Raw genomic sequence first — 24,325 nt, 5'->3', positions numbered from 1 at the left:
ACTATTAGCGGAACAGCTGAATTTTTTCTACCAGAACATTGGTTACAGCATCGTTAGCCGGTACAAGGAAATTACGTACGCTGTCGTTAACTTTGCCTTTTTCGAATGTCTGTTTGCAGTTCGCTACCCATTGCACGTTCATCTCAGTTCCGACGTTCACTTTCTCAATACCGCTGCGCACCGCCAGCCGCATATCTTCATCGCTCACCCCCGTGCCGCCGTGCAGCACCAGCGGTGTTTTCGTGGCGTCAGTGATTTCGGCAAGGCGCTGATGCTGAATGTGCGCTTTACCGGTATACAAGCCGTGTACGGTACCAATGGAGATGGCCAGCATATCCACGCCGGTTTCTTCCACAAAGCGCTTAGCATCATCGACCGTGGTGAAAGCCGTTTCGCTCATGGCGACGACTTTGCCGTCTTCTGAACCGCCAATCGCACCCAGCTCCGCTTCGACTGAGACATCCAGCGGACGCGCCATATCAATAACACGACGCGTATTGGCAATATTTTCTTCAATCGGTAAATGTGAGCCGTCATACATAATAGAGCTGAAGCCAGCATCCAGCGCAGTTTGAATCGCCGCTAAATCGGAACAGTGATCGAGGTGCAAACAGGTCGGGACATTGCGGCTCTCTGATAATGAGCGAATCGCATCCACCAATAATTTATGTCCGAGATATTTCGCGGTACCGGTAGATATCTGAATCATTAATGGGCTATTGGTTTTCTCTGCCGCGCTAAAAAAGGCCGGCAGCATTTCCAGACAGTGTAAATTAAAGGAACCGAGCGCTTTAAATTCACGTTCTTTTGCCACCTGTAACAGATCGGTAAAATTATAAAGTTTCATGGAGCTTTTCCTCATGGGATTTAGATTTCGTGGATTTTCCGTTAACAAACCAGGCGAGAAGCGTAATAAAGACAATAAACAGGGCGACGAACAGCCAGTTATTCTGGAACGCGTGGCCGAGCACCAGCCCGGTACTGATGACATCCGAATCACTGAAGGTCACGCCGGTGAAACCATAGCTTTCCAGCATCGGCACCAGAATCGCCGGCAGGAAGGTAATGAATAAACCGTGAACGAAGCCGCCGATCATCGCACCACGACGTCCACCCAGCGCATTGCCAAACACCCCTGCGGTGCCACCGGCAAAGAAGTTGGTCAGCAGCCCTGGCAGAATCATCGCCAGACCAAACATCGGGAACACCAGCATGCCAACCACCGAACCCAGGGTGGTGGCGAGGAAGCCCACGATCACCGCATTTGGGGCATAGGGGAACATCACCGGGCAGTCGAGCGCAGGTTTGGCATCGGGTACCAGGCGCATGGCAATGCCGCGGAAAGCCGGCACCAATTCATTCAGCAGCAGACGCACACCGCTATACAGCACGAACACGCCGCACACGAACTGAATTGACTGCATAAAGGCATACATCAGGTAGTTCATGCCGTTGCTGTACTGGCCGATAAATTCCGGACCGGCGGCAACCGCAGGAATCAGGTACATCGGCACCATCACCACGGCCATCGACAGGTAGGTGTCCTGCAGGAATTTAAAGTTGTCGGGCAGTTTGAGATCTTCGGTAGAGCGCGAGCCTTTGCCGACCACCTTCGCCACCGCCGCCGTCAGCAGATAGCCGATGGTGCAGAAGTGTCCGAGCGCCACGTCGTCGGAGTCGGTGATGCGGCGCACCACCGGTTGGGCTAGCGCAGGCATGACAACCGCCATAATGCCGCCAAAGATGCCGCCGGTAAGGATCAGAGGTAAGCCTGTTAGCCCCGCTTTATAGCCAATCACCGCACCAATCGTCGCCATCCACAGCAGCGCCTGACCGGTAAGGAAGATGTATTTGAACGGTGTCAGGCGCGCGATAATGATGTTGACGATAAAGATCACCAACAGCGTCAGCGCCACTTCTGAACCCAGCTCGCGGTTCGCTAACCCAGCGATGGCGGCAACGTCGGTGATATAACCCTGCATGCCAAAACCGTGGGTGAAAATGGTGTTCAGGAAAGTTAAGGTACCGACAATAATGTTGATACCGGCCATCATAATTAAGAAACCGAGCAGGGTTTTAAAGGTGCCTTCCACCACCTTGCCCGCCGATTTTTTTTGCAGTAGCAGACCAATCAGGGCGATAAAGGCAATCAGTATTGACGCCTGCCCTAATAGATCTTTTACCAGGAAGTCGATCACACTATTCATGGTTAGCAACCTTTAAGTTACGTTCTTTCATAAACGCCACGATTTTTTCTTCAATTTCCGCTTTATCAGTCAGCTTGTTGAGAATAATCACCCGCTTAATTTGCTCCGGGCTGGCATCGGCATTTAACACATCAGCAAACGCTTTCTGAGTTAAAATCATGTCGGATTTAAAGGCGTTGGCTTCAGAAATAGTGGTGTGATCAATATCGGCTTCGATTTCGAGCTTCTTTAATACCGACTTAGCGCTCATCTCGATTGCGAAACTCGATCCAAGACCACATCCACAGACACATAATATTTTCAGCATGGCTATTTCCTCACAGAATTTGCAGTTGTTTAGCGAGTTTATAATGATGCCCTTCAGTATCGACCAGGCGTTTTTTCATGCTTATTAAATCAATCGGAATCGGTCGATTACTGCCATTAATAATGACCGCTTTATTGCGCATTCCCGACTGAATACAACGCGCGACTTCACTGGCCATAATGGTGCCCTGATAAATCTCTTCACAGGTGGGATCGCCATTTCGCAGGCCATAACCGATAATAGTTTTACGAATACGTACGCCAATCAGCGGTTCAATTTGTTTTATTAAGGTATCGATGGCGCCCTGAAAGCCCGGTGAATATTCACGGGTATAGCCTTCCGAGCACAATATAATCACGCTGTTCTGCGCGGCCAGCCGCTGTGTGATGCGCTCGGCCAGTTCCTGCGGTGCAATCTGGCATTCTGGAATCAGCGCAAAATCCGCATTGGACTTGATCGCCGACTGTAACGTTAATTCCCCACAATAGCCGCCGAGTAGCTCCACCATGAATACGCGGCCGGTTAACGCGCGGCCGGTATTGCGTAATTTTGCCACCTCTTTTAATACCTGCTCGCAGGCAGTGGAGAAACCAATACTGTAGTCACTGCCAAAGACGTCATTATCGATAGTCATACCCACGCCAAAACAGTTGACGCCAAATTCGCTCAGCGTGTGCAAAAATTGTAATGAACCGTCACCTCCCGCCATAATTACTACGTCAATACGCAGCGACTTGAGGTGTTTAGCAATGATTTCATATTCCGGGCGAATTAATTTCCTTGTCGTTCTTCCTGACTGCATTACCGGAATTGAAGCGATGGCGTAATCGACTAAATCACGTTGGGATATTTCCCGGTGATTGTTTTCCAGTAAACCAGGAATGCCGCCATTGAATAACACCATTTCCGCTTTTGTCAGACGGGATATTTGATAAACAAAGTTATTAATCCCGGTAACATCTCCACCGCTGATCACCATGCCAATTCTCATTGCCATCATCCTTCATGCTGTGCGTCTGATATTCATTCTTCCGATTAACCGCAGTGCTATTTGCAACGAATGTCACACTTTTGCCATGAATTTGCTGCCAGAGATCGTTGACACAGGGTTTTGATGAGTCTTTTTTGTGATTAAAATCACATTGCTAATTCTGATTAAAATATGAATTATTCATTTAAATCATAAGGTTATATTTACATTTATCTTTGCGCCCCGCTGCCCTTAATATCTTTACTGACGCTCTTTTTCTTTCACTCTATTTTGTGATTTCCCGCGCATTTTTATCGATTACGCGCGTTTATTCCGTGAAAGTTAAAGGGATAATGATTACGTGCGTTATTTCCGCATCCGTGCCAGTCAATGATTGACTCAATGCTGCTGCACTTGTCCAATATGAATGCAAATAATTAGCGAAGAAGAGAGAAGATGAGTATTCCGCAGGAGATGTTGCGTCACCTGGCTGGCGTGGTGGGTGAGAAACAGTTATTAACCCATGCCGATGATAAAGCCTGGTACATAAAAGGCTTCCGTGTGGGGCGTGGCGAAGCGCTGGCGGTGGTGTTACCCCAAACCCTGCTGCAGCTATGGCAGACACTGCAGGTTTGCGTCGCCCATGACGCCATTGTGCTTATGCAAGCCTCAAATACCGGCGTTACCGGCGGATCAACGCCCGACGGCAACGATTACGATCGCGATGTGGTGATCATCAGCACCCGCCAGTTAAAAGGTGTGCAGGTCATTGATCAGGCGCGTCAGGTCATTGCCTTCCCAGGTACCACCCTCACTGAACTGGAACAGACCTTACAGCCTTTGGGGCGTGAACCGCATTCTGTGATTGGCTCATCCTGCATCGGCGCGTCAGTGGTGGGCGGGATTTGTAATAACTCCGGCGGCTCACTGATTCGTCGCGGCCCGGCCTTTACTGAAAAGTCCCTGTTCGCGCGCATCCATGACGATGGCCGCTTAGAAATGGTTAATCATCTCGGTATTGCGCTGGGCGAAACGCCAGAGGCCATGCTGGAAGCACTGACGCAGCAACAGTATCAAACCGGTGAACAACCCGACTGGCAGGGAAAGATTTGGGCCGAAGATTATGCCGATCGCCTGCGTGATGTCACCGCTGATTCCCCGGCACGTTTTAATGGCGACCTCCGTTATCTGCACGACAGTTCCGGCAGCGCCGGTAAAGTGGTGGTGTTTGCCGTGCGTTTGCCCACCTTTGAGGCCAGCACCGGTGGCGATACCTTTTACATCGGTACCAACGATGAGAATGTGCTGGTGGAACTGCGTCGCTATCTGTTGACCCGCATGAGCGAGCTGCCGTTACAGGCGGAATATATCCATCGTAACGCCTTTGATTTGACGGTGCGCTACGCCAAACATATGTATCTGGCGATACGTAAACTCGGTCCGCAGGCCATTCCGCAAATGATGGCGAATAAAGCCAAATGGGATGTGCGCATCAGCCATTTGAAATTCCTGCCGCGCAATTTTGTTGATCGGATGCTGCAATGCTTTAATCAGCTCACACCGAGCTTTATCGCGCCGCGCATTATGGATTACCGCAGCGAGTATCAACACCATTTGATGATCAAAGTTGAGTCTCAGCAAAGCGCTGAGCTACACGTTCTGTTGCAGGCATTCTTTGCGGCTCATCAGGGCGGCTTTTTCCATTGCGATGCACGTGAAGCGGCAGATGCCTTCCTGGTACGTTTTGGCGTTGGCGGCTGCACCATTTCCTACTGCGATGCGCTGGGTTATAACCCCAACGAGCGGTTGGTCGCCTTTGACGTGGCGCTGCGTCGCAATGATGATGCGTGGCGCCTGACGCTGCCGGATCACCTGGCGGCACAGGTGCAGGTCGATTCATGCTGCGGGCACTTCTTCTGTTTCGTGAATCATCAGGATTATGTACTGAAACCGGGCTACGACGCCAAAGCGTTTAAGGAAGAGGTGAAGCGGTATCTGGAGCAGCGCGGGGCTAAATATCCCGCCGAGCACAACGTTGGACACCTCTATCAGGCTTCATGCGAGCATGTGGATCACTGGAAGCAGCTCGATCCCACCAACAGCTGTAATCCGGGGATTGGCAAAACCAGCAAGAAGAAGTTTTGGCGGGAAATGTAGCATCGGTAGCCAGGTCGCCATAAAGGGCGACCCTACGGTTATTTAGCGGGATTTCGTAGGGTGCGCATTCAAGCGCACCTGGTCACCATCAATGCGCATCCTGGCGGATTCATCGCGATTGAAACTCAGCAAACATCGATGCGATTATTTCGCGTATGCTTCGGTTGAGATGGTCAACGTCACGTCATCGCCTACCGCTGGCACATACTTATCCAGCTTGAAATCCGAACGCTTAATCACGCCAGTGGCATCAAAACCAATCGCCTCTTTTTTCACCATCGGATGCATGCCCTGCTGATTCAGCGTGGCATGCAAGGTGACCGGCTTGGTAATCCCTTTCAACGTCAGGTTACCTTCCACGTCGAATTTGTTATCACCCTTGGCTTCCACTTTGGTGCTGTGGAATACCGCTGAAGGATATTTTACGGTATCGAAATACTCAGCACCGAGAAACTCTTTGGTCAATGCAGGTACGTGGGTATCAATTTGCGTAATCGGCAGCGTGACATCAACGCGCGACTGCTGCGGCTGATCCTTATCAAATACGATTGACCCTTTGCTATTCGGGATATCGGCCGTCGGGTGAGAGAAACCAAAGTGCGTCCAGGTCACGATGACCGAGGTGTGCGCCGGATCGAGGGCATAGTGCATCGCTGCAGCCTGTGACAAGGGGGCATAAAGCGTAGCCGCCGCCAACAGTGGCAGCGCAAGACGGGTAACGTTTTTCACTCGCAGTTCCTTTTAGTTCGGGATAATACAGTGAGTGTCGCCCTTTACCTGGTAACTAACCAGTGAAGAGATTTGCTGGTGACTGTCAAATATATTCAAATATATCAATGAGTAATAATCATCATACGATAAAATCACAGCGCGTAAGTAGCATGCACGTTGCTTTCATAGCCTAAAGGCTATAAGTTATTTATAGCAAAAAAGCTATGGGATGGCATTATGTGGGAAATTCTGACAACGGATGTTTTCGATAAGTGGTTCCTGGCGCAGAGTGAAGCACTGCGCGAAGATGTGTTAGCCGCGATGACTATTTTAGGTGAAATGGGACCCCAATTGGGACGCCCTTATGTTGATACGCTAAAAGGTAGCGATGTCCCTAACCTGAAGGAGTTGCGCATTCAGCATGCAGGTAACCCCATCAGGGCATTTTTCGCTTTTGATCCGGTGCGACGCGCTATTGTGCTATGCGCAGGGAATAAAACCGGCTGCAACCAAAAACAGTTTTACCGAACGATGATTCGCCTTGCTGAAACAGAATACCGTAAGCATGTGGCGCAGATGGAGGGATAAGATGTCTACTTTGAAAGAGTTATTGGAAAAACAATCACCTGAAAGCCAGCAGCGGATCGCTAAAAAAGTCGAGAAATTGCGCCAGGAGATTGCTTTGAGCCAGCTGCGTGAAGAGCTTAATCTCTCGCAAACTGAATTGGCACGTGTGATTGGCGTCTCGCAACCCACGCTGGCAAAAATGGAAAATCCCGGCAACGACCCGCGACTCTCCACATTAAAACGTTATGTTGACGCTTTAGGTGGTGAACTGCGTATTGACGTTACGTTGCCCAACGGCAAACACATCGCCTTTCAACTTTGATTAACCAAAATCAACCAGCGATGCCTTTCACGCAGCAGGCGATAGTGAAGGTGCTGTAGCTGCGGCAGCGTCAGTGCCTGGATGGCGGTGCGGTTAAGAATGGGTAAGCCAAGCTGCTGGCGCAGCGCTTCTTCCGCACGCTCGCTGTTGTCCTGGTTTACGCACTGCATCGCTAAGTTCGCCTGCCAGGCCGCGAGATGTGCCGCAGGAATAGCGGCAATTTCGGCAAGCATGTCTCGCATAAAACGTTTGCTGTGGCCAAGCAGCGTGCGCCATGGGATATTCGGCGACTGCAGCGCCAGCAGCAAACCATCAACATCCGCAACTCGCTGATAGCGCGCCGACACCACATAGCCGATTTGCTGCTCTACCCGCAGACGCTGGAAAAAGCGCGTTTCCAGCATCAGCGCCAGCGCGCGTAACGCCGCGAGGCTGGCATCATCCTGCTGCGGCAGCGGCATAAACAATAACAGCGCCTGATCGCTCCCGTCACAGGCAACCGGCATCACGCCGCGATGCAGCATGGCAGGTGGCGCATAGCGTGCCAGCGCGGGGGAGAATTCGCTGAGCAGATGGGCCACGCGCTGGCTTAACGCACCCTCTGCGCCGCACCACGCGACCAACCATGGTGGTGTTGCCTGCGGCGGGAGCAGTTTGCTGGGCAAAGCGGCCAGCAGCTGACGAATAACGATAGAGTGCGTTGTCTTGATGACCCGATCCTGCACCGGTGCATTAAGCGCCTGTAAAGCCTGATACACGCTTAGCAAAGCGCGATCGGCGCAAGCAGGCAAATTAAGCACCAGCTGCCAGCTACCCTGTTTTTGCTGCCAGCTGCCGTTGCCACCGGCGTGGCGCAACTCAGCTAGCACCGGACGCAATAAGCGTTGCCGCGCCTGTGCTTCTTCGTCGCGCAACAGCTGATAAAACGCCGGGCGCAGCAGCAGCGTCTCAACCGATTGCACGGGCGCAATCACCGGCAGCGGCTGCGCCACAGGCGGTAAGCGAGGCAACGTTATCTCTGCTGACGCCGGATAAAAGTGAAACGTTGCAGGTTCGGTGGCGAGCCACTGTTCGGGCAACCATTCAGCCAGTGGCAGCGTAAAGCCTTGTTTCAGCTGCGGCATACCCTTCAGCTGTTGCTGCGTGAGCAAACGCCTGCGTGGGCGGTGAGGTAACGCAGAGGCAAAGTCAGCCAGATTATCTGGAACCGTTAAGCCAGGCGCAAAACCGAGCGCCCGGCCGCGCAGCTGCTCCAGCGCTGACGAAGCGGCAAAATCCTGCTGTGCCAGCCGCGCATAGTGCTGATGCTGCCGCGCAGGTGCCTCTCTTAACGCGGTGAGATGCTGCCAGAAGTAGTGTTCAATACGTTGCGCCTGCGCGGGAGTAAGCTGCGGCGCACCAAAGCGCAGCGCCAGCAAAGCGTGTTGCGTATCCTGCCATAGCCACTGGGCGTTAAAGGACTCACAGAGCCCTTCATGCCGCAGTTGCGCCATTAAGCCGCCGGGTGCTTCATCTTGCCAAAAGGCATTCAGCAAGGTGACGTTGTCACGAATAGTGGGCTCATCGCCGTCAATCAGCAGCGCCAGCCAGAAACTCTCTTCACCCACCAGCTGCAGCAAACCATCGCCTGGCAGCAGTAAAGGTTCGATTGCCGCTGGAGTTGCACCACCCGTTAATAATCCGCTGCCAAACAGCGACGCCAGCTGCGCCAGTTCATCGAGCGATTGCGGACCTTGCAACCAAAGTTGCATGTTATCAGCGTGATACCAACGCTGATGAAATGTCTGTAACGCCGCCCGCAACTGCGTGACATCGTCACCAAATACCACGCGATTGCCTACGCGAAAGCGTTGAAAACGGCCTTGCAGCGCATCCAGGATCGCCGCTTCACACAGCGTGTCGGCATGGCGTTGCAGCAGCTGATACTCGGCATCAATCACCGCCGCTTCCTGCTGGATGGCCTGCGCACTCAGCAGCGGTGCCGCGAGCATATCGCACAGCCGCTGCACGCCCGCAGATAACGCCGCTGCCGGCAGCTGGCAAAAAAAGGCGCTGCGGCTCAGCTGCGTAGTGGCATTGACCTGGCCGCCCTGCTGCTGCACCCACGGCATCAGGCGATCGTCGCCGCTGAAGTTTTCACTGCCGCAAAACAGCAGATGTTCGAGCAAATGCGCCAAACCCGGCCAGCGATCCGGCTCATCCAGGCTGCCCGCCTGCACGCGCATTAGCACCGCCGCATCGCGTGCGCCGGGCTGATGGTGGAGATAACAGCGCAGGCCGTTGGCGAGCGTGATCTGGCGCGCGTTCATCAGGTGACGCGCTGCTTAAAGATCAGTTCGGAGTTGCTACGATTACGGAACTGCAGCTGCTGGATTTTGATATCACTGCAGTTGGCCTGACGCCGCGCCTCGAGGATTTTGCCGTGATGCGGTGACTTACTGCACACCGGATCGGTATTGTCCGCATCGCCGGTCAGCATAAACGCCTGGCAGCGACAGCCGCCAAAGTCCTTCTCTTTCTCATCGCAGGAGCGGCAGGGTTCCGGCATCCAGTCAAAACCACGATAGCGGTTAAAGCCAAACGAGTTGTACCAGATGTCATCCAGCGTGCGTTCCAGCACCGATGGGAACTCAACCGGCAGCTGGCGTGCGCTGTGGCACGGCAACGCGGTGCCGTCGGGCGTGACGCTAAGGAAGATCGATCCCCAACCGCCCATGCACGGTTTCGGCCGCTCTTCATAGTAATCCGGCGTGACGAACAACAGATTGGTCAGATTGCCACTGGCGCTCATGCGCTGACGATAATCGGCCACCACCGCTTCGGCATGGGCGATCTGTTCGCGCGTCGGCAACAATCCTTCACGGTTAAGCTGCGCCCAACCGTAGAATTGACAGGTCGCCAGCTCGACGTCATCGGCTTCCAGTTCGATACAGAGATCGATGATCTTGTCGATTTGATCGATATTGTGGCGATGCAGCACAAAGTTCAGCACCATCGGATAGCCATGCGCTTTCACCGCTTTTGCCATCTCCAGCTTCTGCTGGAAGGCTTTCTTCGACCCGGCTAGCGCAGCGTTCAGCGTTTCATCGCTGGCCTGGAAACTGATCTGAATGTGATCGAGGCCCGCGTCAGCAAAGGCGTCGAGTTTTTTTGCCGTCAGGCCAATGCCGGAGGTGATCAGGTTGGTGTAGAAACCGAGATCGCGCGCGGCGCGGATCAGCTCCGGCAAATCTTTACGCGTTAACGGTTCGCCGCCGGAAAAACCGAGCTGCACGCTGCCCATGGCACGCGCCTGGCGGAACACCTCAATCCACTGTTCAGTGGTCAGCTCTTTCTCCTGCTGGGAAAAATCCAGCGGATTGGAGCAATACGGACACTGCAGCGGGCAGCGATAGGTCAATTCTGCCAGCAGCCACAGCGGCGGCGTCACGGTTTTACTCGGGTTCACGACACAGTATCCATTTTTGTTCGATGGCAGATTGCAGGAACTCTTTCACGTCATCGCCTACGCCGCCCGCTTCCGGGAAGCGCGCATCCAGCGTGGCAACAATGGCCGCCACATCTTGTTTACCATCGACCAGTTCAAGGATCATCGTGGCGGTTTCGTTCAGCTTGGCCATGCCTTCCGGATAGAGCACGACATGGCTCTCCTGCGCCGCTTCCCACTGCATGCGGTAGCCACGACGAAAAGCCGGAATCAGATTATCTTTCATATCGTTATACCAACCTTGTGCTGTGCCAGGACACCCGATCGGTGACCGTGTGATAAGGCGGACGCTGCAGCGCATACGCCATGGTCATGGCATCCAGCATGGTCCAGAGAATATCGAGCTTAAACTGGAGGATTTCGAGCATGCGGTTCTGCTGCTCGGCCGTGGTAAACACCTCGAGCGCCAACGCCAGACCGTGTTCCACATCACGATTCGCCTGGCTCAGGCGACTGCGGAAATAGAAGTAGCCTTCCTCTTTGATCCACGGATAGTGCTGCGGCCAGCTATCAAGGCGCGATTGGTGAATCTGCGGCGCGAACAGCTCGGTCAGCGAGCTGCACGCGGCTTCCTGCCAGTTGGCACGGCGCGCAAAGTTAACGTAGGCATCTACCGCAAAGCGCACGCCCGGCAGCACCAGCTTCTCTGAAAGTAAAACATCGCGGTCCAGCCCGACCGCTTCACCAAGCTGTAGCCAGGCTTCAATGCCGCCTTCGTGGCCGTTGCTGCCGTCGTGGTCGAGTATACGCTGCACCCATTTGCGCCGCGTGGCGGGATCCGGGCAGTTGGCCATGATCGCCGCGTCTTTCAGCGGAATATTGGTCTGATAATAGAAGCGGTTCGCCACCCAGCCCTGAATCTGCTCGCGCGTGGCATTACCATTGTGCATCGCGATGTGATACGGATGATGAATGTGGTAGAACGCGCCTTTATCGCGCAGCGCCTGCTCAAATGCGGCGGGCGATAGTGCTTCGGTAATGATCACGATGCAAACTCCTGCAGATGAATCGCCATGCCATCCCAACTCACTTCGATGCCCTGCTGCGCTAAATAGTCGCGCTGCGGCGATTGCTCGTTAAGGATGGGATTGGTGTTGTTAATGTGAATCAAAATTTTGCGTTTGGCCGGCAGCGAGGCCAGCAGCGCCATTAAACCTTGTTCTTCGGCCAGCGCCAGGTGCCCCATCGCCTTGCCGGTATTTTTGCCGACGCCGGTGGCGAGCAGCTCGTCGTCCTGCCATACCGTGCCATCAATCAGCAGGCAATCGGCTTTTTCCAGCCAGGGCATGATCACCGCATCGGGCTCGCCGAGTCCCGGTGCGTACAGCAGCGTTTGGCCATTGGCGGTGTTTTCAATAAACAGCGCCACGTTGTGGCCCGGCAGCGGACGATCGCGATATGGCGAATACGGCGGCGCGTTGCTGAGAATCGGAATCGCGGTGAACTGCAGGCTCGGGCACACATCGACGCGAAATGGCTCCAGCGGTGTTAAGGCATGATGCTGCAAGCCGCCGTTCCAGTGCTGCAACATAGTGAAAATCGGAAAGCCGCTGGTGAGATCGGCATGCACTTCCGGCGTACACCACACCTGGTGCGGACAACCTTCACGCAGGCTCAGTAAACCGGTGGTGTGATCGATTTGGCTGTCGGTGAGAATGATGCTGCCAATGGCCGTACCGCGCAGCACGCCCTTTTTTATCAATTCTGGGGTGTGGGCAATCTGCTGGCTGATGTCCGGCGACGCGTTGCACAGCACCCAATCTTCACCGTTATCACTGACGATGATCGACGATTGCGTGCGCGCCTGCGCCTGAATAGTGCCGTTACGCAGGCCGCTGCAGTTGGCGCAGTTACAGTTCCACTGCGGGAAGCCGCCACCAGCCGCTGAACCGAGGACTTTAATAAACATGAAATTTGACCAGAGAGAGAAAACAAAATGCCCGCACGAGCGGCGGGCAGAAGTCTTAGCGGTTGGAGATGTACAGAGTCACTTCCAGGCCCAGACGCAGGTCAATAAACGCAGGTTTTTTCCACATAATATTCTTCCTCTTATTCATTCAAAAATGCAGAGCACGCTCTGCTGGAGATCATTGCAGCTGTGACGTAGATCACATTGCAATCATGACGCGCGCAGATGTTGCGCCAATGTAGCGAGCAGATCAACCCTGATTCGGTAAGGGAATTGTGCTAATCCCGCCAAATCTGTTGCAACACGCGCTGCCAGTTGCCCCAGGCGAGCTGCTCAAGAGCCGTTTGATCGTAGCCCAGTGAGCGCAATAACGCATACAAGCGCGGTAATCCGGAAACATCTTTCAGCGCATCAGGCACGCTGATGCCATCAAAATCGGAACCCAGCGCTACATGATCGCTGCCCATTATCGCGATCAAATGCTCAACATGTTTAACAATTTCGATCAACGGCGTATCGCTATCGCGTTTGCCATCGCTGCGTAAGAAAGCGTTACCAAAATTCACACCTACCACGCCGCCGCTGTCACGAATTGCGCGCAGTTGGTCGTCAGTGAGATTGCGCGGCTGCGCGCACAGCGCATGCGCATTAGAGTGCGTCGCCACCAGCGGCGCCGATGAGAGGCGCGCCGTGTCCCAAAAGGCTTTTTCGTTCATGTGTGACATATCGATCAGCATGCGATGACGATTGGCCGCCGCAATCAGCTGCTCACCAGCCATCGTCAATCCTGGCCCGGTATCCGGCGAATGCGGAAAAGAGCCGCTAACCCCCTCACCAAAGCAATTAGGCAAATTCCAGAATGGCCCGATGCTGCGAACGCCAGCCTGATAGAACGCATCGAGCGCTGCGCCATCGACATCAAAACCGTCCGCGCCTTCGATATGCGCCACCAGCGCCAGCACTCCTTCAGCGCGGCAGGCGGCCATATCGGCGGCGTTGAGGCATAAGCGCGCCCGCCCGTCAGATTGCGCAGCCAGCGCTTTGAGAATATCGAGCTGCTGCCAGAGGATCGCCAGCGGCGACAGATTCTCCGCCGCCCGCAGCGGTGCCACCTCTTGCACATAGCGCGGCGGCGGCACAAACAGGGCGAACAGGCCACCGGCAAAGCCGCCCTGCTGCATACGCGGAAAATCGAGGTGGCCTTTTTCAATGCCGTGAAAGAATGCCTGGGCGGGCGCATCACGATGATGCAGCCACAGGTTAAGCAGCAGGTCATTATGACCGTCGAAGGTAGTGAGTAACATGAGGCGATCTTTGGTGAAACAACATGCCACCATGCTACGCGCGCGCTGCGGTTTCGCCAAATGTGGGCGCACAAAGGGTTACGTGACGCAGAGGTTGTCAGTTACGCGCGGGTGGTTGTCAGCAATGCGCGAGCCGAGCAGCGTGCTGCCAGGCGAGACTCATCACAACACCACAAGGAGACTGTTATGCTCACTCAACCTGCTAGCAAATACCGCGCGTTTCCGGTTATCGATTTACCCTACCGCCAGTGGCCATCGCGTCAGTTGACGCACGCCCCGCGCTGGCTCTCCACCGATCTGCGCGACGGCAATCAGGCGCTCGCCACGCCAATGGACGGCGCGCGCAAGCTGGAGTTCTGGCAACTGTTACTGCGCTGTGGCTTCAAGGAAATAGAAGTGGCGTTTCCGGCAGCCTCGCAGACCGATTTTGATTTTGTGCGCCTGTTGATCGAGCACAATCACATTCCCAACGACGTAGCAATTCAGGTACTGACGCAGGCGCGTAGCGACCTGATCGATCGGACTTTTGAGGCGCTACGCGGTGCACCAAACGCCATCATCCATATGTACAACGCGACTGCGCCGCTGTTCCGCGAGCGCGTGTTCCGTCAAAGCAAAAGTGAAATCATTGCGCTGGCGTGCGCCGGTGCACGGCAGATTCGCGCCCGCTGTGAAGCACAAACCGCTACTGCGTGGACTTTCGAGTATTCACCAGAAACGTTCTGCTTTACCGAACCCGAATTTGCGCTGGAAATTTGCGAAGCGGTTGCCGCGATTTGGCAACCGGGTCCCACGCGCCCGATGATCATCAACCTGCCCGCGACCGTGGAGGTGAATACGCCCAACGTGTATGCCGATCAGATTGAGTATTTCTGTCGCCACTTCAGCCAGCGATCGCAGGTGTCGATCAGCGTGCACCCGCATAACGATCGCGGCACCGGCATCGCCTGTGCCGAGCTGGCTTTGCTGGCGGGAGCCGACCGCGTAGAAGGCTGTTTGTTTGGTAACGGCGAGCGCACCGGCAACGTTGATATCGTTACGCTGGCGCTCAATCTCTACACCCAGGGCGTTGCGCCGCAGCTCGATTTCAGCGATATCCAGCAGGTGCTGGAAGTGGTGACGCGCTGCAATCAGCTGCCGGTGCACCCGCGCCATCCTTACGCCGGTGAACTGGTGTTTACCGCGTTTTCCGGTTCGCATCAGGATGCGATTCGTAAAGGCTTTGCCGAACGCGCTGAACGGGAAGAAACAATGTGGCAAATACCGTATCTGCCGCTCGACCCGCTGGATATCGGCTGTAGCTATGAAGCGGTGATCCGCGTGAACAGTCAATCGGGCAAAGGCGGTGCGGCATGGCTATTGGAGCAGAACCACGGCCTGCAGCTGCCGCGCGCTTTACAGCAGGATTTCAGCCGATTAGTGCAGCAGCAAACCGACGGCCATGGCCAGGAGATGACGCATCACGCCCTGTGGCAGCTATTCTGCCAGCATTATGGTTTAACGCAGCCCGCACGGCGTTTGCTGGAAGCGGAAAGCCACAGCGACGACAAAGGCGAAACGCGTTTCAAAGCGCGATTGCAGCAAGGTGCGCAGCAGGTAACGCTGGAAGGTAAAGGCAATGGTTTGCTATCCGCTGCCGTTTCCGCGCTGCATCAGCGCTATGACTTAGCCATCACCATTGAGGATTATCACGAACATACGCTGGGTAAACGCAGCGATAGCCGTTCGGTGAGCTACATCAGCTGTATTAACGCCCGCGGTGAACGGGCGTGGGGCGTGGGAATTGACAATGATGTGGCGCGCGCGTCGTTGCAGGCGCTGCTCAACGCGGCGCACGCTTTTCTGCCGCAGGAAAGTAGTTCGCTGGTGTAACGCCGAGCACCCGGCGGAACATGGCGCTGAAGGCGCTTGGACTGTCGTAACCGAGCTCAAGCGCCACCGTGAGCACGCTTTCTCCCTGAGCTAAACGGGTTAACGCTACGCTCAGGCGCGCGCGTCGTACCCAGTCGCTGAACTGCAAACCGGTTTCGCGACTGAAATGGCGCGCCAGCGTGCGTTCGGCCACGCAGAGTTCAGCGGCGGCGCGTGCCAGCGTCCAGTTTTCCCCCGGCGCGTGCTGAATGTGCTGACACAAACTCAGCAGCCGCCTGCTTTCCGGCAGCGGCAGGCCAAACGGCAGCACATCCATCACGCGGATTTCATCCAGAATCAGCTCATAAATGCGCTCAGCGCGACTGCCGGAACCGTACTGCTCCGGCAACGCCAGCGCGCTGACGATCAACTCGCGCAGCAGTGGCGAAATCTGCACCACCTGACAGCTGGCGGGCAGATCGGCGCGCGCCAGCGGATCAACAAACAACGTGCGCGCTGCCACCGCGCCAACAATCTGCAGCGCGTGGCGCGTGCCCGCCGGTAACCAGACGCCGCGACTCGGCGGCACAATCCAGCTGCCGTGCTGGGTTTCAACTTTTACCACCCCGCTCAGCGTGTGAATCAGCTGCGCGCAAGCGTGGTGATGCCACGGCTCGGCGTCGCCATGTGCGTAATCATGCGCATACGGCACCAGCGGGCGATGCGTGAAGTCGAAATTGAGCCGCGCACTCATGCTAGCGTTTCAGATATTGATAAACCGCCGCCAGATCCTGCTCGCCATAACCGGCGTCCACCGCTTGCTGCCAGACGTCAACGATGTTTTCCAGCGCCGGCAGTTTGCTGTCGCCCGCCGCGTCCAGCGCCAGTTTGGCGTCTTTCAGTGCCCACACCAGATGCATCTGTGGGGTGAAATCACCGCTGGCGATCATACCGAGTTTCATTTTGGCATACGGCGCGGCGAGTGGGCCGCCATCCAGCACTTTCCACAGATCGTCGGTGCTGAAACCGAATTCTTCCGCCAAACGGGTACTTTCCGCCAGGCTCTGCATCAGACCAATCAGCCAGCTATTCACCACCAGCTTCATGCGCGAGCTGGCACCCGCTGCGCCCAGCCACTGCGTACCTTTACCGATGGCAGCAAACACCTGCTCGGCGGCCTGCGCTTTGCTTTGATCGCCGCTCGCCATCACCAGAATTTGCGCATTTTCTGCCGGCGCTTTGGTACCGGAAACCGGCGCATCGATAAACACCACGTCCGGACGCGCGCTTTTGAATTCGGTGATCAGTTGATCGGTGGCTTCCACGCCGATGGTGCCCATCTGGCAAAGGGTTGCGCCCTGCTTAAGGTTGCTGCGGGCATCGTTCAACGCCTGTTGCGTAATGGTCCCATCAGCCAGCATGGCGATCACCACATCCGCGCCCTCAACCGCTTGTGCGGCGCTATCGGCTAAGGTGATGCCAGCGTCCAGCAGATCTTCGCCCCTGGCGCGCGTGCGGTTCCAGCCGCGTACCGTAAAGCCTTTTTTCAACAGGTTGGCGGCAAATGCATGACCCATTGCGCCCAATCCCAGTACCGCTACCACAGGTTGCTGACTCATCTATCCCTCTCTTTTGTGCCTACAGACAAAACCGCCAGACTGACAGAATTTTCCTCACGCAGCCAGGCGAGAGATGCGATGAAAAAACATATTCAACACTGCTAAGAGTAATAATCCGTCATACTATTAACGCTTTTCAAACAAATGAAAAAACGATTAACATACGCGCCATAAATGTTCCATTCGGTACATTCCACGCCCTTTTTTACGGTCTTTCATAATGAAAATAGCTTTACTGCGACAGGCTTCGTTGCTGATGGTGCCCGCAATGTTCCCGCTTGCTGTCATCGCGGCGGATGCAGGCAGCAATACCATGGTGGTGAGTGCCGCACCAGCGGCTTCCGGACTCTCTGAGCTGGATACGCCAGCAGCGGTTAGCGTGGTTTCCGGCGACGATATGCGCCACGCGGCACCGCGCGTGAATTTGTCTGAAAATCTCGCCAGCGTGCCCGGTTTGCAGATACAAAACAGACAAAATTACGCCCAGGACCTACAGATTTCGGTGCGCGGCTTTGGTTCGCGTTCCACTTTCGGCCTGCGCGGCATCCGCATGTATGTTGACGGGATCCCAGCCACCATGCCAGACGGCCAGGGCCAAACCTCCAATATTGATATCGGATCGATTGATCATATTGACGTGCTGCGCGGCCCGTTCTCGGCGCTTTACGGCAACTCTTCCGGCGGTGTGATTAACGTCGAAACCCAAACCGGTCAGCAGCCCACTACGCTGGAAGCCAGCAGCTGGTATGGCAGCTACGGCAGCTGGCGCAACAGTGTGAAAGCCAGCGGCGCAACCGGCGACGGCACGCACGCCGGCGACGTCAATTACACCGTTTCCGCCTCACGCTTTACCACGCACGGCTATCGCGATCACAGCTCGGCACAAAAAAACCTGGGCAACGCCAAACTCGGCGTGCGCATTGACGATGTCAGCACCCTGACGCTGTTGTTTAACAGCGTACACGTGGATGCGCAGGATCCGGGCGGCTTAACCGCCGATCAGTGGAAAGATAATCCGCGCCAGGTGGCCAGCAATGTGACCTTGTACAACGCACGTAAAACCGTCGATCAGACGCAAGCAGGCCTGCACTATCAGCGCCAGATGAGTGAAAACGATGATCTAAGCGTCATGATGTATGCAGGCGAGCGTGAAACCACACAGTACCAATCGATTCCTAAAAGTGCTCAGCAAAGCGCAGGCAATGCGGGCGGCGTGATTTCGCTGGCGCGTCATTATCAGGGCATTGATACGCGCTGGACGCACCGCGACGCGCTGTTCACCATCCCGGTGACGTTCACCGGCGGTGTAGACTATGAAACCATGACCGAAAAGCGTAAGGGCTATCAAAACTTCACCGCCAACGAGCTTGGTGTACAGGGCGATCTGCGTCGTAATGAGCGCAACCTGATGTGGAATCTCGATCCCTATCTGCAAACCGCGTGGCAGCTAACGGATAAACTGTCGCTGGATGCTGGTGTGCGTTTCAGTACGGTGAATTTTGACTCCAACGACTATTACGTGACCGCTACCGATCCGGACGACAGCGGCAACCGTCGCTACCATCGCTGGCTGCCGGCGGCGGCGCTGAACTACGCGATTGATAACAGCTGGAACGCCTACGTTTCTGCCGGACGCGGTTTCGAAACGCCTACGTTGAATGAGTTGTCCTATCGTGCCGCCAATCAGGCCGGCCTCAATTTAGATCTGCAACCGGCCACCAGCGAGACGGTTGAGCTTGGCAGCAAAAAACGTATTGGCAATGGTCTGTTAACCGCGGCGGTATTCCAGACGGATACCAAAAACGAGATCGTTTCCGATAGCAGCTTTGAGGGCCGCACCAGCTACAAAAACGCCGGTGAAACCCGTCGCCGTGGTTTAGAGCTGGGGCTGGATCAGCAATTCGGTGAAAGCTGGCGTTTTAAAGCCGCATGGACCTTGCTGGATGCCCGCTATCGCTCTAACGTCTGCGGCACTGAAAGCTGCAATGGCAACCGCATTCCAGGCATTGCGCGCAATATGGCGTATGCCGGATTGGCCTATGCGCCAGAACAAGGCTGGTATGCTGGAACAGATGTGCGTTACCTGAGCGATATCGCCGCTGATGATGAGAACGATGTGAAAGCGCCGTCTTACACCGTAGTGGGGGTAAATAGCGGTTATAAATGGCTGGTGCAAAACTGGACGTTGGATCTGTTTGGCCGCGTCGATAATCTGTTTGACCGTAACTACATCGGCTCGGTGATCGTCAATGAAAGCAACGGCCGCTATTACGAACCGGCACCGGGCCGCAACTACAGCGTCGGTTTAACGGTGAGTTATGCGTTTCAGTAAATAAACGCGTTGCCAAGATTGATATCCAGGTGCGCATGAATGCGCACCCTACAAAAACCCAGCTATATACACGTAGGGTCGCCATTCATGGCGACCGAAACTGTCTATTACTTCAACAACGCCAGCACGTCTTCCGTTGTGCCGGTTTCACCCAGGCGCGGGAAGATACGTTCAACGCTGTTTTTGTGCGTTTCGGCATTCAGGCAGGTCATGGCATCGGTTGCCAACGTGACGTTGTAACCGAGCTCATAAGCCTGACGCGCAGTGGACTCTACGCCAATAGCGGTAGCGATACCGCAGATGACCACCTGGGTAACGCCACGTTGCTGCAGCTGCTCATGCAGGTCGGTGTTGTGGAACGCGCCCCAGGTCTTTTTGGTGATGGCGATATCGCCGCGCTGCTGCGCCAAATCCGGCACTAATGTTGCCCAATCGGCTGGCAGATCGCCGCCGTGGCGAGGTTGTTCATTACGGCCTGGCGCGCCTCCCGCTACGTTAACCAGCACCACCGGACGTTTTTGCCCCCGGAAGGCATCGGCTAAACGCGCTGAGCGCTCAATCACCTCGTTGGCTTCTAACGGTGCCACGGGCAGCGCGACGATGCCGTTCTGCAGGTCAATCACAATCAGCGCGGTATTGTCATCAAGGGTAGTTAAAGCCATGTTGAGTCCTCTCAGGATTAATAGTCGGCAAGTCGTTGAAGTAAAGGAATGGCGGCCAGCAGCGTTTGCTGCTCGAGTGGCGTTAGCTGTGTAGCGATGCTCTCTACGAGCCAATCATCACGCTGCGCGCGGTTGGCGGCGATAAGCGCTAAACAGGCGTCGGTGGGCTGATAGCGGGTTTTGCGGCCATCCAGCGGATCGACAGCACCCTGCACCATACCCAGCGCCTGTAAGCTGGCAACGGTCGCGCCCATTGATTGGGTTCGTACCGCTTCCCGAGCCGCCAATTCCGTCACCGTCATCGCACCGTCGCGCACCAGATAACCGAGCACCGAAACCTGCGGCCAGGTGAGATCGCCCGGTGGGGCCGATTCACGCAGGCGGCGCGCCAGTTTGCCATTGATGCTGCGCAGTAGCGCGGCCGCGCTATTAAGATCGCTCATGGCACCTTCTCCTTACTAATGAAGCGCGAGTATATAAATAGGAAGGCAAACTGTGTAGTTTACCTTCGTATCAATTTGTAATTGCGCGCGCTGTCGGCGGGTTGCGTGGGGTGCGGCATTTATGCGCAGCGGGTGTTAGCCGCGATAAATGGCGCCCCTATGGCCGCTGCAAATAGTGGATTAGGCTGTGAAAACGCAGCGGCGTGCTGAGCGGATTGCGATAGCTGTGTGGTTTATCGGCGGCGAACTGACTGGCCTCGCCGCACTGTAAGCGGCGCCATGTGCCGTCCAATCCCAACAGCAACTCACCTTCCAGCACCACCACTTGCTCAATCACGCCACTTTCGTGCGCTGATGAATCGCTCTGCGCGCCAGCCGCCAGCATCACTTCCAACAGATCAAAACGTAGCCTCGCGTCGTACGGCAGCAGCGGTTTGACCTGCATCTGCGCGTTTGGCTGGCGGAAAGTCGCAGCGCTGCCCGGCGGCTGATCGCTGCCCTGCACAAAGAAAGAAAACGGCACATTAAAGCCGGTCGCGATCTTCCAGAGCGTCGCTATCGTAGGGCTTGATTCGCCGCGCTCAATCTGGCCAAGCATCGCCTTGCTTACGCCTGTGCGTTCCGCTGCCAGCGTCAGGCTCCAGCCATTCGCCTGACGCAGCTGTTTCAGCGCCAGACTCAGATGTTGATGCAGATTTTCCATGTGTTCTCCCCTCTTGCTGGCGCGCAGTGTAGCACTTGTGCGCTATAGCGTCCCATGCAACAATGTGCGTTATAACGCACAAGAGGATGTAACCTGATGATTACTGCTACCCCGCGCAGCGCTTTCTCTTTTCCGATGCTGATTTCTGGCTTTATCGCCGTGCTGGTGGGTTACAGCAGTACGGCCGCGCTGATTTTTCAGGCCGCACAGGCGGCGGGCGCTGCGCCAGAACAGATTGGGGGCTGGTTTTCGCTGCTCGGCATCGGTATGGGGCTGGCTTCATTGGGTTTATCCGTTTGGACACGCATGCCGATTCTTGCAGCATGGTCCACGCCCGGCGCGGCGCTGCTCGCCACGAGCGTGCAAGGATTAACGCTGAATGAAGTGGTCGGCGTATTTGTCGCGACCAATCTGTTGATTGTACTTTCTGGCATTACCGGCCTGTTTGCCAAACTGATGAACCACATTCCGCAATCGCTGGCGGCCGCCATGTTAGCCGGCATTTTGCTGCGTTTTGGTATCGGCACGTTTAGCGGATTGCAGAGCCATTTCGCCCTGTGTGGCAGCATGTGTTTGGTCTGGCTGATAAGTCGACGCTGGCTGCCGCGTTACGCCATCCTGCTGGCACTTGTCGCAGGGGTACTGGTGGCGCTGGGGCAACAAACCATCCATTTCCCGCCGCATGCGTTGGCCATCAGTTGGCCTGCGTTTATCATGCCGCAGTTTACGCTGGCATCGCTGATTGGCGTGGGTTTGCCCTATTTCCTGGTGACGATGGCATCGCAGAACGCGCCAGGGATCGCGACCTTGCAGGCGCACGGTTACCAACCACCGGTGTCGGCGCTAACGGGCTGGACTGGCTTTATTGCTTTAGTTCTCTCACCTTTTGGCGGGTTTTCAGTGTGTATCGCCGCCATTACCGCCGCGATTTGCATGGGTGAGGATGTCGATCCGAATCCGGCACGGCGCTGGATGGCTGCGGCACTGGCAGGTGTTTTTTATCTGCTCACCGGCTTTACAGGCGGCTTAATTGCCGTGATGTTGAGCGCACTGCCGCCGGTGTTGATTGCCACGCTGGCAGGTTTGGCGTTATTAGCGACGCTTGCCGGCAGTTTGCAGCGCGCACTGGCCGAACCGCAGCAGCGGGACAGCGCGATTATCGCGTTTCTCATCACCGCCAGCGGCATTTCCCTGCTCGGCATCGGCTCGGCATTTTGGGGCTTGCTCGGCGGCGTACTCACTTATTTTGTTCTCACGCCGCGTTCTCGCGCTTAAAACTTCAACAACTTAGGTTTACACGCGGGAAAAACGCCCTGTTTTTCCCCCTTTATCAGCCGTTTGATTTTCCTGCATTTGGCTTAAGATCACTACCATCGCCAAAAACACACACTGTTCTGCCTCAGACAACCACCGATAAGGGCCCAACGAGTGGCAAAAACTTTTCTGCGCAGCGGCAATCTGGATACGGTACTGGCACTGGGTGAAAACGGCCAGCCCGTCTGGACCTCCGCGCTGCAAATCCGTGAAACCTTGCGTCTGCGCCGCCAAACTACGCTGGCCAACTGCCTGGCCATTCCGCAGGCCAATGAGCGCGGTGATCGCCTCGATTGGTACGCCCCTTTTAACGGCAAAGTAAAGTCCTGGCTTGGTGCCAGCGATCGCGAGCGCCGTGAGGCGCTGGAACTGCTGACGTTAAACCAGCAGGATCTTCAGGCGCTGAGCCTGCGTGCGGGTGATGCAGATAATCCTGCCCTGCGTCTTTTCGGTGCGTTGCTAAGCAAAACCCTGCAGTTCCCCGATCAGCAGTACGTTTATCTGGTGGATGGCAAGCCAGTGATTACCTTCTGGGGTTTTGTTGATCCTCAGGCGCGTTCGCGTGATGACGCGCTGGCTTGTCTGCGCGATACGCTTGAAGATGAGCTGCCGCCGCTGTTGCCAGAACCACCGGCGGTTACGCCATTAGTGGTTGCGCCGGTTATTGCGCCGCTGATCGAAGTGCCTGCCGTGGCGGCCGAGCCGGTTGTTGAGCCGGAGCCAGAAGAAATCGCACCCGCAGAGGACGTTCTGCCGCCAGAACCGCAACCCGCAGCGCAACCTACCCCGCCTACCCGTCGCGGCCTGCGTCCATTGGCGCTGCTGCTGCCGATTGCGGCGGCGGTTGCCGCTGGCGTCGCCTTCTGGCTGCACAGTGCACCTGAACCCCAGACGCCTGCGGTGGCCGACGCGCCCGCCGTCGTCAGTACGCCGCCTGCGATTGTGTTAAAAGCGGTAAAATTGCCCGCCACGCTGCCACAAACTCACGCGACCGTGATCGTCGCTGCGCCGGAGGTTGCCCCCGTGAAACCTGAAGCCCCGCCGGAAGTGGTGGCTGAGCACACCGAACCGGCAAAAGCGGACGATCTGGTGATGACCACAGAAGATGCGCGTCTCGGCTCAGTGAAATTCATTAATGGTAGCTGGCGCGTCACCTTGCGTCAGACCAATCTGCCCACCGGTAAGCCGCCCAGCCTGCGATATCAGATCAAAAATGGTAAAGGCACCGCCACCATTACCCAGGGCGACAACATCCGCTGCAAAGCCGATGTCACCGCTGCGATGACGACCGCCGGCACCATGGAAGTGCGCAGCCGCTATACTGCCAGCTGCAGCGATAAATCGCGCTACCGCATGCCGGAACTGGTGTGTAAAGCCGGTGATGGCATTGCCAGCTGTACTGCGCAATATGGCGCAGACCAGGTGTTCCCGTTGACGATTAAGCGTGAGAGTAAGTAAAC

Annotated in this window: 24 protein-coding genes; 7 read left to right on the top strand and 17 right to left on the bottom strand. The window is 55.7% G+C overall.

The genetic code is table 11. The features are described 5' to 3' along the window. Positions 1-4: 4 nt before the first annotated feature. Genes ACIP6T_RS04970 through ACIP6T_RS04955 form a run of 4 tightly spaced genes read right to left on the bottom strand, consistent with a single transcriptional unit; the run spans position 5 to position 3,505 of the window. On the bottom strand, positions 5-847 hold the full coding sequence (locus ACIP6T_RS04970) for a class II fructose-bisphosphate aldolase (protein WP_097097428.1): 843 nt from the start codon (positions 845-847) through the stop codon (positions 5-7). Next, complete coding sequence (locus ACIP6T_RS04965; protein ID WP_097097429.1) at positions 834-2,207, bottom strand: PTS sugar transporter subunit IIC; 1,374 nt, start codon at positions 2,205-2,207, stop codon at positions 834-836. The genes ACIP6T_RS04970 and ACIP6T_RS04965 overlap by 14 nt, the downstream gene beginning before the upstream one ends. After that, complete coding sequence (locus ACIP6T_RS04960) at positions 2,200-2,514, bottom strand: PTS sugar transporter subunit IIB (RefSeq protein WP_034827292.1); 315 nt, start codon at positions 2,512-2,514, stop codon at positions 2,200-2,202. The genes ACIP6T_RS04965 and ACIP6T_RS04960 overlap by 8 nt, the downstream gene beginning before the upstream one ends. A 10-nt stretch (positions 2,515-2,524) precedes the next feature. After that, entirely contained in the window at positions 2,525-3,505 is a 981-nt protein-coding gene (locus ACIP6T_RS04955) for a 6-phosphofructokinase (protein WP_345826762.1), read from the bottom strand. 435 nt (positions 3,506-3,940) lie between these two features. On the opposite strand from ACIP6T_RS04955, the gene dld reads away from it, so the two are divergent. After that, positions 3,941-5,641: a D-lactate dehydrogenase gene (dld, locus tag ACIP6T_RS04950; RefSeq protein WP_400455687.1), complete on the top strand. Its 1,701-nt coding sequence runs from the start codon at positions 3,941-3,943 to the stop codon at positions 5,639-5,641. A 144-nt stretch (positions 5,642-5,785) separates the two neighbouring features. Here the strand turns inward: dld and ACIP6T_RS04945 are convergent, their stop codons facing one another. Beyond that, positions 5,786-6,370, bottom strand: a complete 585-nt coding sequence (locus tag ACIP6T_RS04945) for a YceI family protein (RefSeq protein ID WP_400455685.1) — start codon at positions 6,368-6,370, stop codon at positions 5,786-5,788. Positions 6,371-6,589: 219 nt separating this feature from the next. On the opposite strand from ACIP6T_RS04945, the gene ACIP6T_RS04940 reads away from it, so the two are divergent. Both ACIP6T_RS04940 and ACIP6T_RS04935 read left to right on the top strand, forming a co-directional pair. After that, positions 6,590-6,940 (top strand): type II toxin-antitoxin system RelE/ParE family toxin, encoded by a 351-nt coding sequence (locus ACIP6T_RS04940; RefSeq protein WP_007891814.1) that lies wholly within the window; start codon positions 6,590-6,592, stop codon positions 6,938-6,940. Position 6,941: 1 nt separating this feature from the next. Continuing rightward, complete coding sequence (locus ACIP6T_RS04935; RefSeq protein WP_007891812.1) at positions 6,942-7,241, top strand: helix-turn-helix domain-containing protein; 300 nt, start codon at positions 6,942-6,944, stop codon at positions 7,239-7,241. Here the strand turns inward: ACIP6T_RS04935 and pqqF are convergent. The 7 genes from pqqF to ACIP6T_RS04900 all read right to left on the bottom strand — a co-directional run bounded on the left by pqqF (position 7,232) and on the right by ACIP6T_RS04900 (position 13,941). Then, positions 7,232-9,550, bottom strand: a complete 2,319-nt coding sequence (pqqF, locus tag ACIP6T_RS04930) for a pyrroloquinoline quinone biosynthesis protein PqqF (RefSeq protein ID WP_400455681.1) — start codon at positions 9,548-9,550, stop codon at positions 7,232-7,234. The two genes, ACIP6T_RS04935 and pqqF, sit on opposite strands and share 10 nt — an antisense overlap. Then, entirely contained in the window at positions 9,550-10,689 is a 1,140-nt protein-coding gene (pqqE, locus tag ACIP6T_RS04925; RefSeq protein ID WP_097097434.1) for a pyrroloquinoline quinone biosynthesis protein PqqE, read from the bottom strand. The genes pqqF and pqqE overlap by 1 nt, the downstream gene beginning before the upstream one ends. After that, positions 10,676-10,954 (bottom strand): pyrroloquinoline quinone biosynthesis peptide chaperone PqqD, encoded by a 279-nt coding sequence (pqqD, locus tag ACIP6T_RS04920; protein ID WP_097097435.1) that lies wholly within the window; start codon positions 10,952-10,954, stop codon positions 10,676-10,678. The genes pqqE and pqqD overlap by 14 nt, the downstream gene beginning before the upstream one ends. 4 nt (positions 10,955-10,958) lie before the next feature. Further along, a complete protein-coding gene (pqqC, locus tag ACIP6T_RS04915; RefSeq protein WP_097097436.1) occupies positions 10,959-11,714 on the bottom strand; it encodes a pyrroloquinoline-quinone synthase PqqC in 756 nt (251 codons plus the stop codon). Next, positions 11,711-12,637 (bottom strand): pyrroloquinoline quinone biosynthesis protein PqqB, encoded by a 927-nt coding sequence (gene pqqB / locus ACIP6T_RS04910; RefSeq protein WP_097097437.1) that lies wholly within the window; start codon positions 12,635-12,637, stop codon positions 11,711-11,713. The genes pqqC and pqqB overlap by 4 nt, the downstream gene beginning before the upstream one ends. Positions 12,638-12,692: 55 nt before the next feature. After that, positions 12,693-12,764: a pyrroloquinoline quinone precursor peptide PqqA gene (pqqA, locus tag ACIP6T_RS04905; protein ID WP_002905689.1), complete on the bottom strand. Its 72-nt coding sequence runs from the start codon at positions 12,762-12,764 to the stop codon at positions 12,693-12,695. 151 nt (positions 12,765-12,915) lie between these two features. Continuing rightward, a complete protein-coding gene (locus ACIP6T_RS04900; protein ID WP_345826768.1) occupies positions 12,916-13,941 on the bottom strand; it encodes a dipeptidase in 1,026 nt (341 codons plus the stop codon). Between the two features lie 186 nt (positions 13,942-14,127). Between ACIP6T_RS04900 and leuA the strand changes: the two genes are divergently transcribed. Beyond that, the gene (gene leuA, locus ACIP6T_RS04895) at positions 14,128-15,813 is read left to right on the top strand and encodes a 2-isopropylmalate synthase (RefSeq protein ID WP_400455678.1); all 1,686 of its coding nucleotides are present in this window, start codon (positions 14,128-14,130) and stop codon (positions 15,811-15,813) included. On the opposite strand, the gene ACIP6T_RS04890 is transcribed toward leuA, so the two are convergent. Both ACIP6T_RS04890 and ACIP6T_RS04885 read right to left on the bottom strand, forming a co-directional pair. Further along, positions 15,764-16,546 (bottom strand): AraC family transcriptional regulator, encoded by a 783-nt coding sequence (locus tag ACIP6T_RS04890; RefSeq protein ID WP_400455676.1) that lies wholly within the window; start codon positions 16,544-16,546, stop codon positions 15,764-15,766. The two genes, leuA and ACIP6T_RS04890, sit on opposite strands and share 50 nt — an antisense overlap. A gap of 1 nt (position 16,547) precedes the next feature. Next, positions 16,548-17,411, bottom strand: a complete 864-nt coding sequence (locus ACIP6T_RS04885; RefSeq protein WP_400455674.1) for an NAD(P)-dependent oxidoreductase — start codon at positions 17,409-17,411, stop codon at positions 16,548-16,550. 220 nt (positions 17,412-17,631) lie between these two features. On the opposite strand from ACIP6T_RS04885, the gene pqqU reads away from it, so the two are divergent. Next, positions 17,632-19,743, top strand: coding sequence for a TonB-dependent receptor PqqU (gene pqqU / locus ACIP6T_RS04880; RefSeq protein WP_345826771.1), 2,112 nt, complete (start codon positions 17,632-17,634; stop codon positions 19,741-19,743). A gap of 107 nt (positions 19,744-19,850) precedes the next feature. Here pqqU and ACIP6T_RS04875 read toward each other — a convergent pair whose 3' ends face one another. The 3 genes from ACIP6T_RS04875 to ACIP6T_RS04865 all read right to left on the bottom strand — a co-directional run bounded on the left by ACIP6T_RS04875 (position 19,851) and on the right by ACIP6T_RS04865 (position 21,551). Further along, positions 19,851-20,405, bottom strand: coding sequence for an isochorismatase family protein (locus ACIP6T_RS04875; protein WP_097097442.1), 555 nt, complete (start codon positions 20,403-20,405; stop codon positions 19,851-19,853). Positions 20,406-20,422: 17 nt separating this feature from the next. Next, positions 20,423-20,848 carry a MarR family winged helix-turn-helix transcriptional regulator gene (locus ACIP6T_RS04870; protein ID WP_400455671.1) on the bottom strand — a complete coding sequence of 142 codons (426 nt, stop codon included), beginning with the start codon at positions 20,846-20,848 and terminating at the stop codon, positions 20,423-20,425. Positions 20,849-21,005: 157 nt separating this feature from the next. Then, positions 21,006-21,551, bottom strand: coding sequence for a helix-turn-helix domain-containing protein (locus tag ACIP6T_RS04865; RefSeq protein WP_097097444.1), 546 nt, complete (start codon positions 21,549-21,551; stop codon positions 21,006-21,008). 96 nt (positions 21,552-21,647) lie between these two features. Between ACIP6T_RS04865 and ACIP6T_RS04860 the strand changes: the two genes are divergently transcribed. Continuing rightward, complete coding sequence (locus ACIP6T_RS04860) at positions 21,648-22,826, top strand: benzoate/H(+) symporter BenE family transporter (RefSeq protein ID WP_099686946.1); 1,179 nt, start codon at positions 21,648-21,650, stop codon at positions 22,824-22,826. A 153-nt stretch (positions 22,827-22,979) separates the two neighbouring features. After that, complete coding sequence (locus ACIP6T_RS04855; protein ID WP_400455668.1) at positions 22,980-24,323, top strand: SrfA family protein; 1,344 nt, start codon at positions 22,980-22,982, stop codon at positions 24,321-24,323. The last annotated feature ends 2 nt before the right edge of the window (positions 24,324-24,325 follow it).

The organism is Pantoea sp. NPDC088449 (assembly GCF_044753225.1).
Classification (GTDB): Bacteria; Pseudomonadota; Gammaproteobacteria; order Enterobacterales; family Enterobacteriaceae; genus Pantoea; species Pantoea floridensis.
This window is presented reverse-complemented; position numbering and strand designations above follow the sequence as displayed.

What these genes read in the sequence shown, in the direction of transcription:
- ACIP6T_RS04970 (WP_097097428.1), bottom strand. Translation starts at nt 847, where the DNA reads ATGAAACTTTATAATTTTACCGATCTGTTACAGGTGGCAAAAGAACGT.
- ACIP6T_RS04965 (WP_097097429.1), bottom strand. Translation starts at nt 2,207, where the DNA reads ATGAATAGTGTGATCGACTTCCTGGTAAAAGATCTATTAGGGCAGGCG.
- ACIP6T_RS04960 (WP_034827292.1), bottom strand. Translation starts at nt 2,514, where the DNA reads ATGCTGAAAATATTATGTGTCTGTGGATGTGGTCTTGGATCGAGTTTC.
- ACIP6T_RS04955 (WP_345826762.1), bottom strand. Translation starts at nt 3,505, where the DNA reads ATGAGAATTGGCATGGTGATCAGCGGTGGAGATGTTACCGGGATTAAT.
- dld (WP_400455687.1), top strand. Translation starts at nt 3,941, where the DNA reads ATGAGTATTCCGCAGGAGATGTTGCGTCACCTGGCTGGCGTGGTGGGT.
- ACIP6T_RS04940 (WP_007891814.1), top strand. Translation starts at nt 6,590, where the DNA reads ATGTGGGAAATTCTGACAACGGATGTTTTCGATAAGTGGTTCCTGGCG.
- ACIP6T_RS04935 (WP_007891812.1), top strand. Translation starts at nt 6,942, where the DNA reads ATGTCTACTTTGAAAGAGTTATTGGAAAAACAATCACCTGAAAGCCAG.
- pqqF (WP_400455681.1), bottom strand. Translation starts at nt 9,550, where the DNA reads ATGAACGCGCGCCAGATCACGCTCGCCAACGGCCTGCGCTGTTATCTC.
- pqqD (WP_097097435.1), bottom strand. Translation starts at nt 10,954, where the DNA reads ATGAAAGATAATCTGATTCCGGCTTTTCGTCGTGGCTACCGCATGCAG.
- pqqB (WP_097097437.1), bottom strand. Translation starts at nt 12,637, where the DNA reads ATGTTTATTAAAGTCCTCGGTTCAGCGGCTGGTGGCGGCTTCCCGCAG.
- ACIP6T_RS04900 (WP_345826768.1), bottom strand. Translation starts at nt 13,941, where the DNA reads ATGTTACTCACTACCTTCGACGGTCATAATGACCTGCTGCTTAACCTG.
- leuA (WP_400455678.1), top strand. Translation starts at nt 14,128, where the DNA reads ATGCTCACTCAACCTGCTAGCAAATACCGCGCGTTTCCGGTTATCGAT.
- ACIP6T_RS04890 (WP_400455676.1), bottom strand. Translation starts at nt 16,546, where the DNA reads ATGAGTGCGCGGCTCAATTTCGACTTCACGCATCGCCCGCTGGTGCCG.
- ACIP6T_RS04885 (WP_400455674.1), bottom strand. Translation starts at nt 17,411, where the DNA reads ATGAGTCAGCAACCTGTGGTAGCGGTACTGGGATTGGGCGCAATGGGT.
- pqqU (WP_345826771.1), top strand. Translation starts at nt 17,632, where the DNA reads ATGAAAATAGCTTTACTGCGACAGGCTTCGTTGCTGATGGTGCCCGCA.
- ACIP6T_RS04875 (WP_097097442.1), bottom strand. Translation starts at nt 20,405, where the DNA reads ATGGCTTTAACTACCCTTGATGACAATACCGCGCTGATTGTGATTGAC.
- ACIP6T_RS04870 (WP_400455671.1), bottom strand. Translation starts at nt 20,848, where the DNA reads ATGAGCGATCTTAATAGCGCGGCCGCGCTACTGCGCAGCATCAATGGC.
- ACIP6T_RS04865 (WP_097097444.1), bottom strand. Translation starts at nt 21,551, where the DNA reads ATGGAAAATCTGCATCAACATCTGAGTCTGGCGCTGAAACAGCTGCGT.
- ACIP6T_RS04860 (WP_099686946.1), top strand. Translation starts at nt 21,648, where the DNA reads ATGATTACTGCTACCCCGCGCAGCGCTTTCTCTTTTCCGATGCTGATT.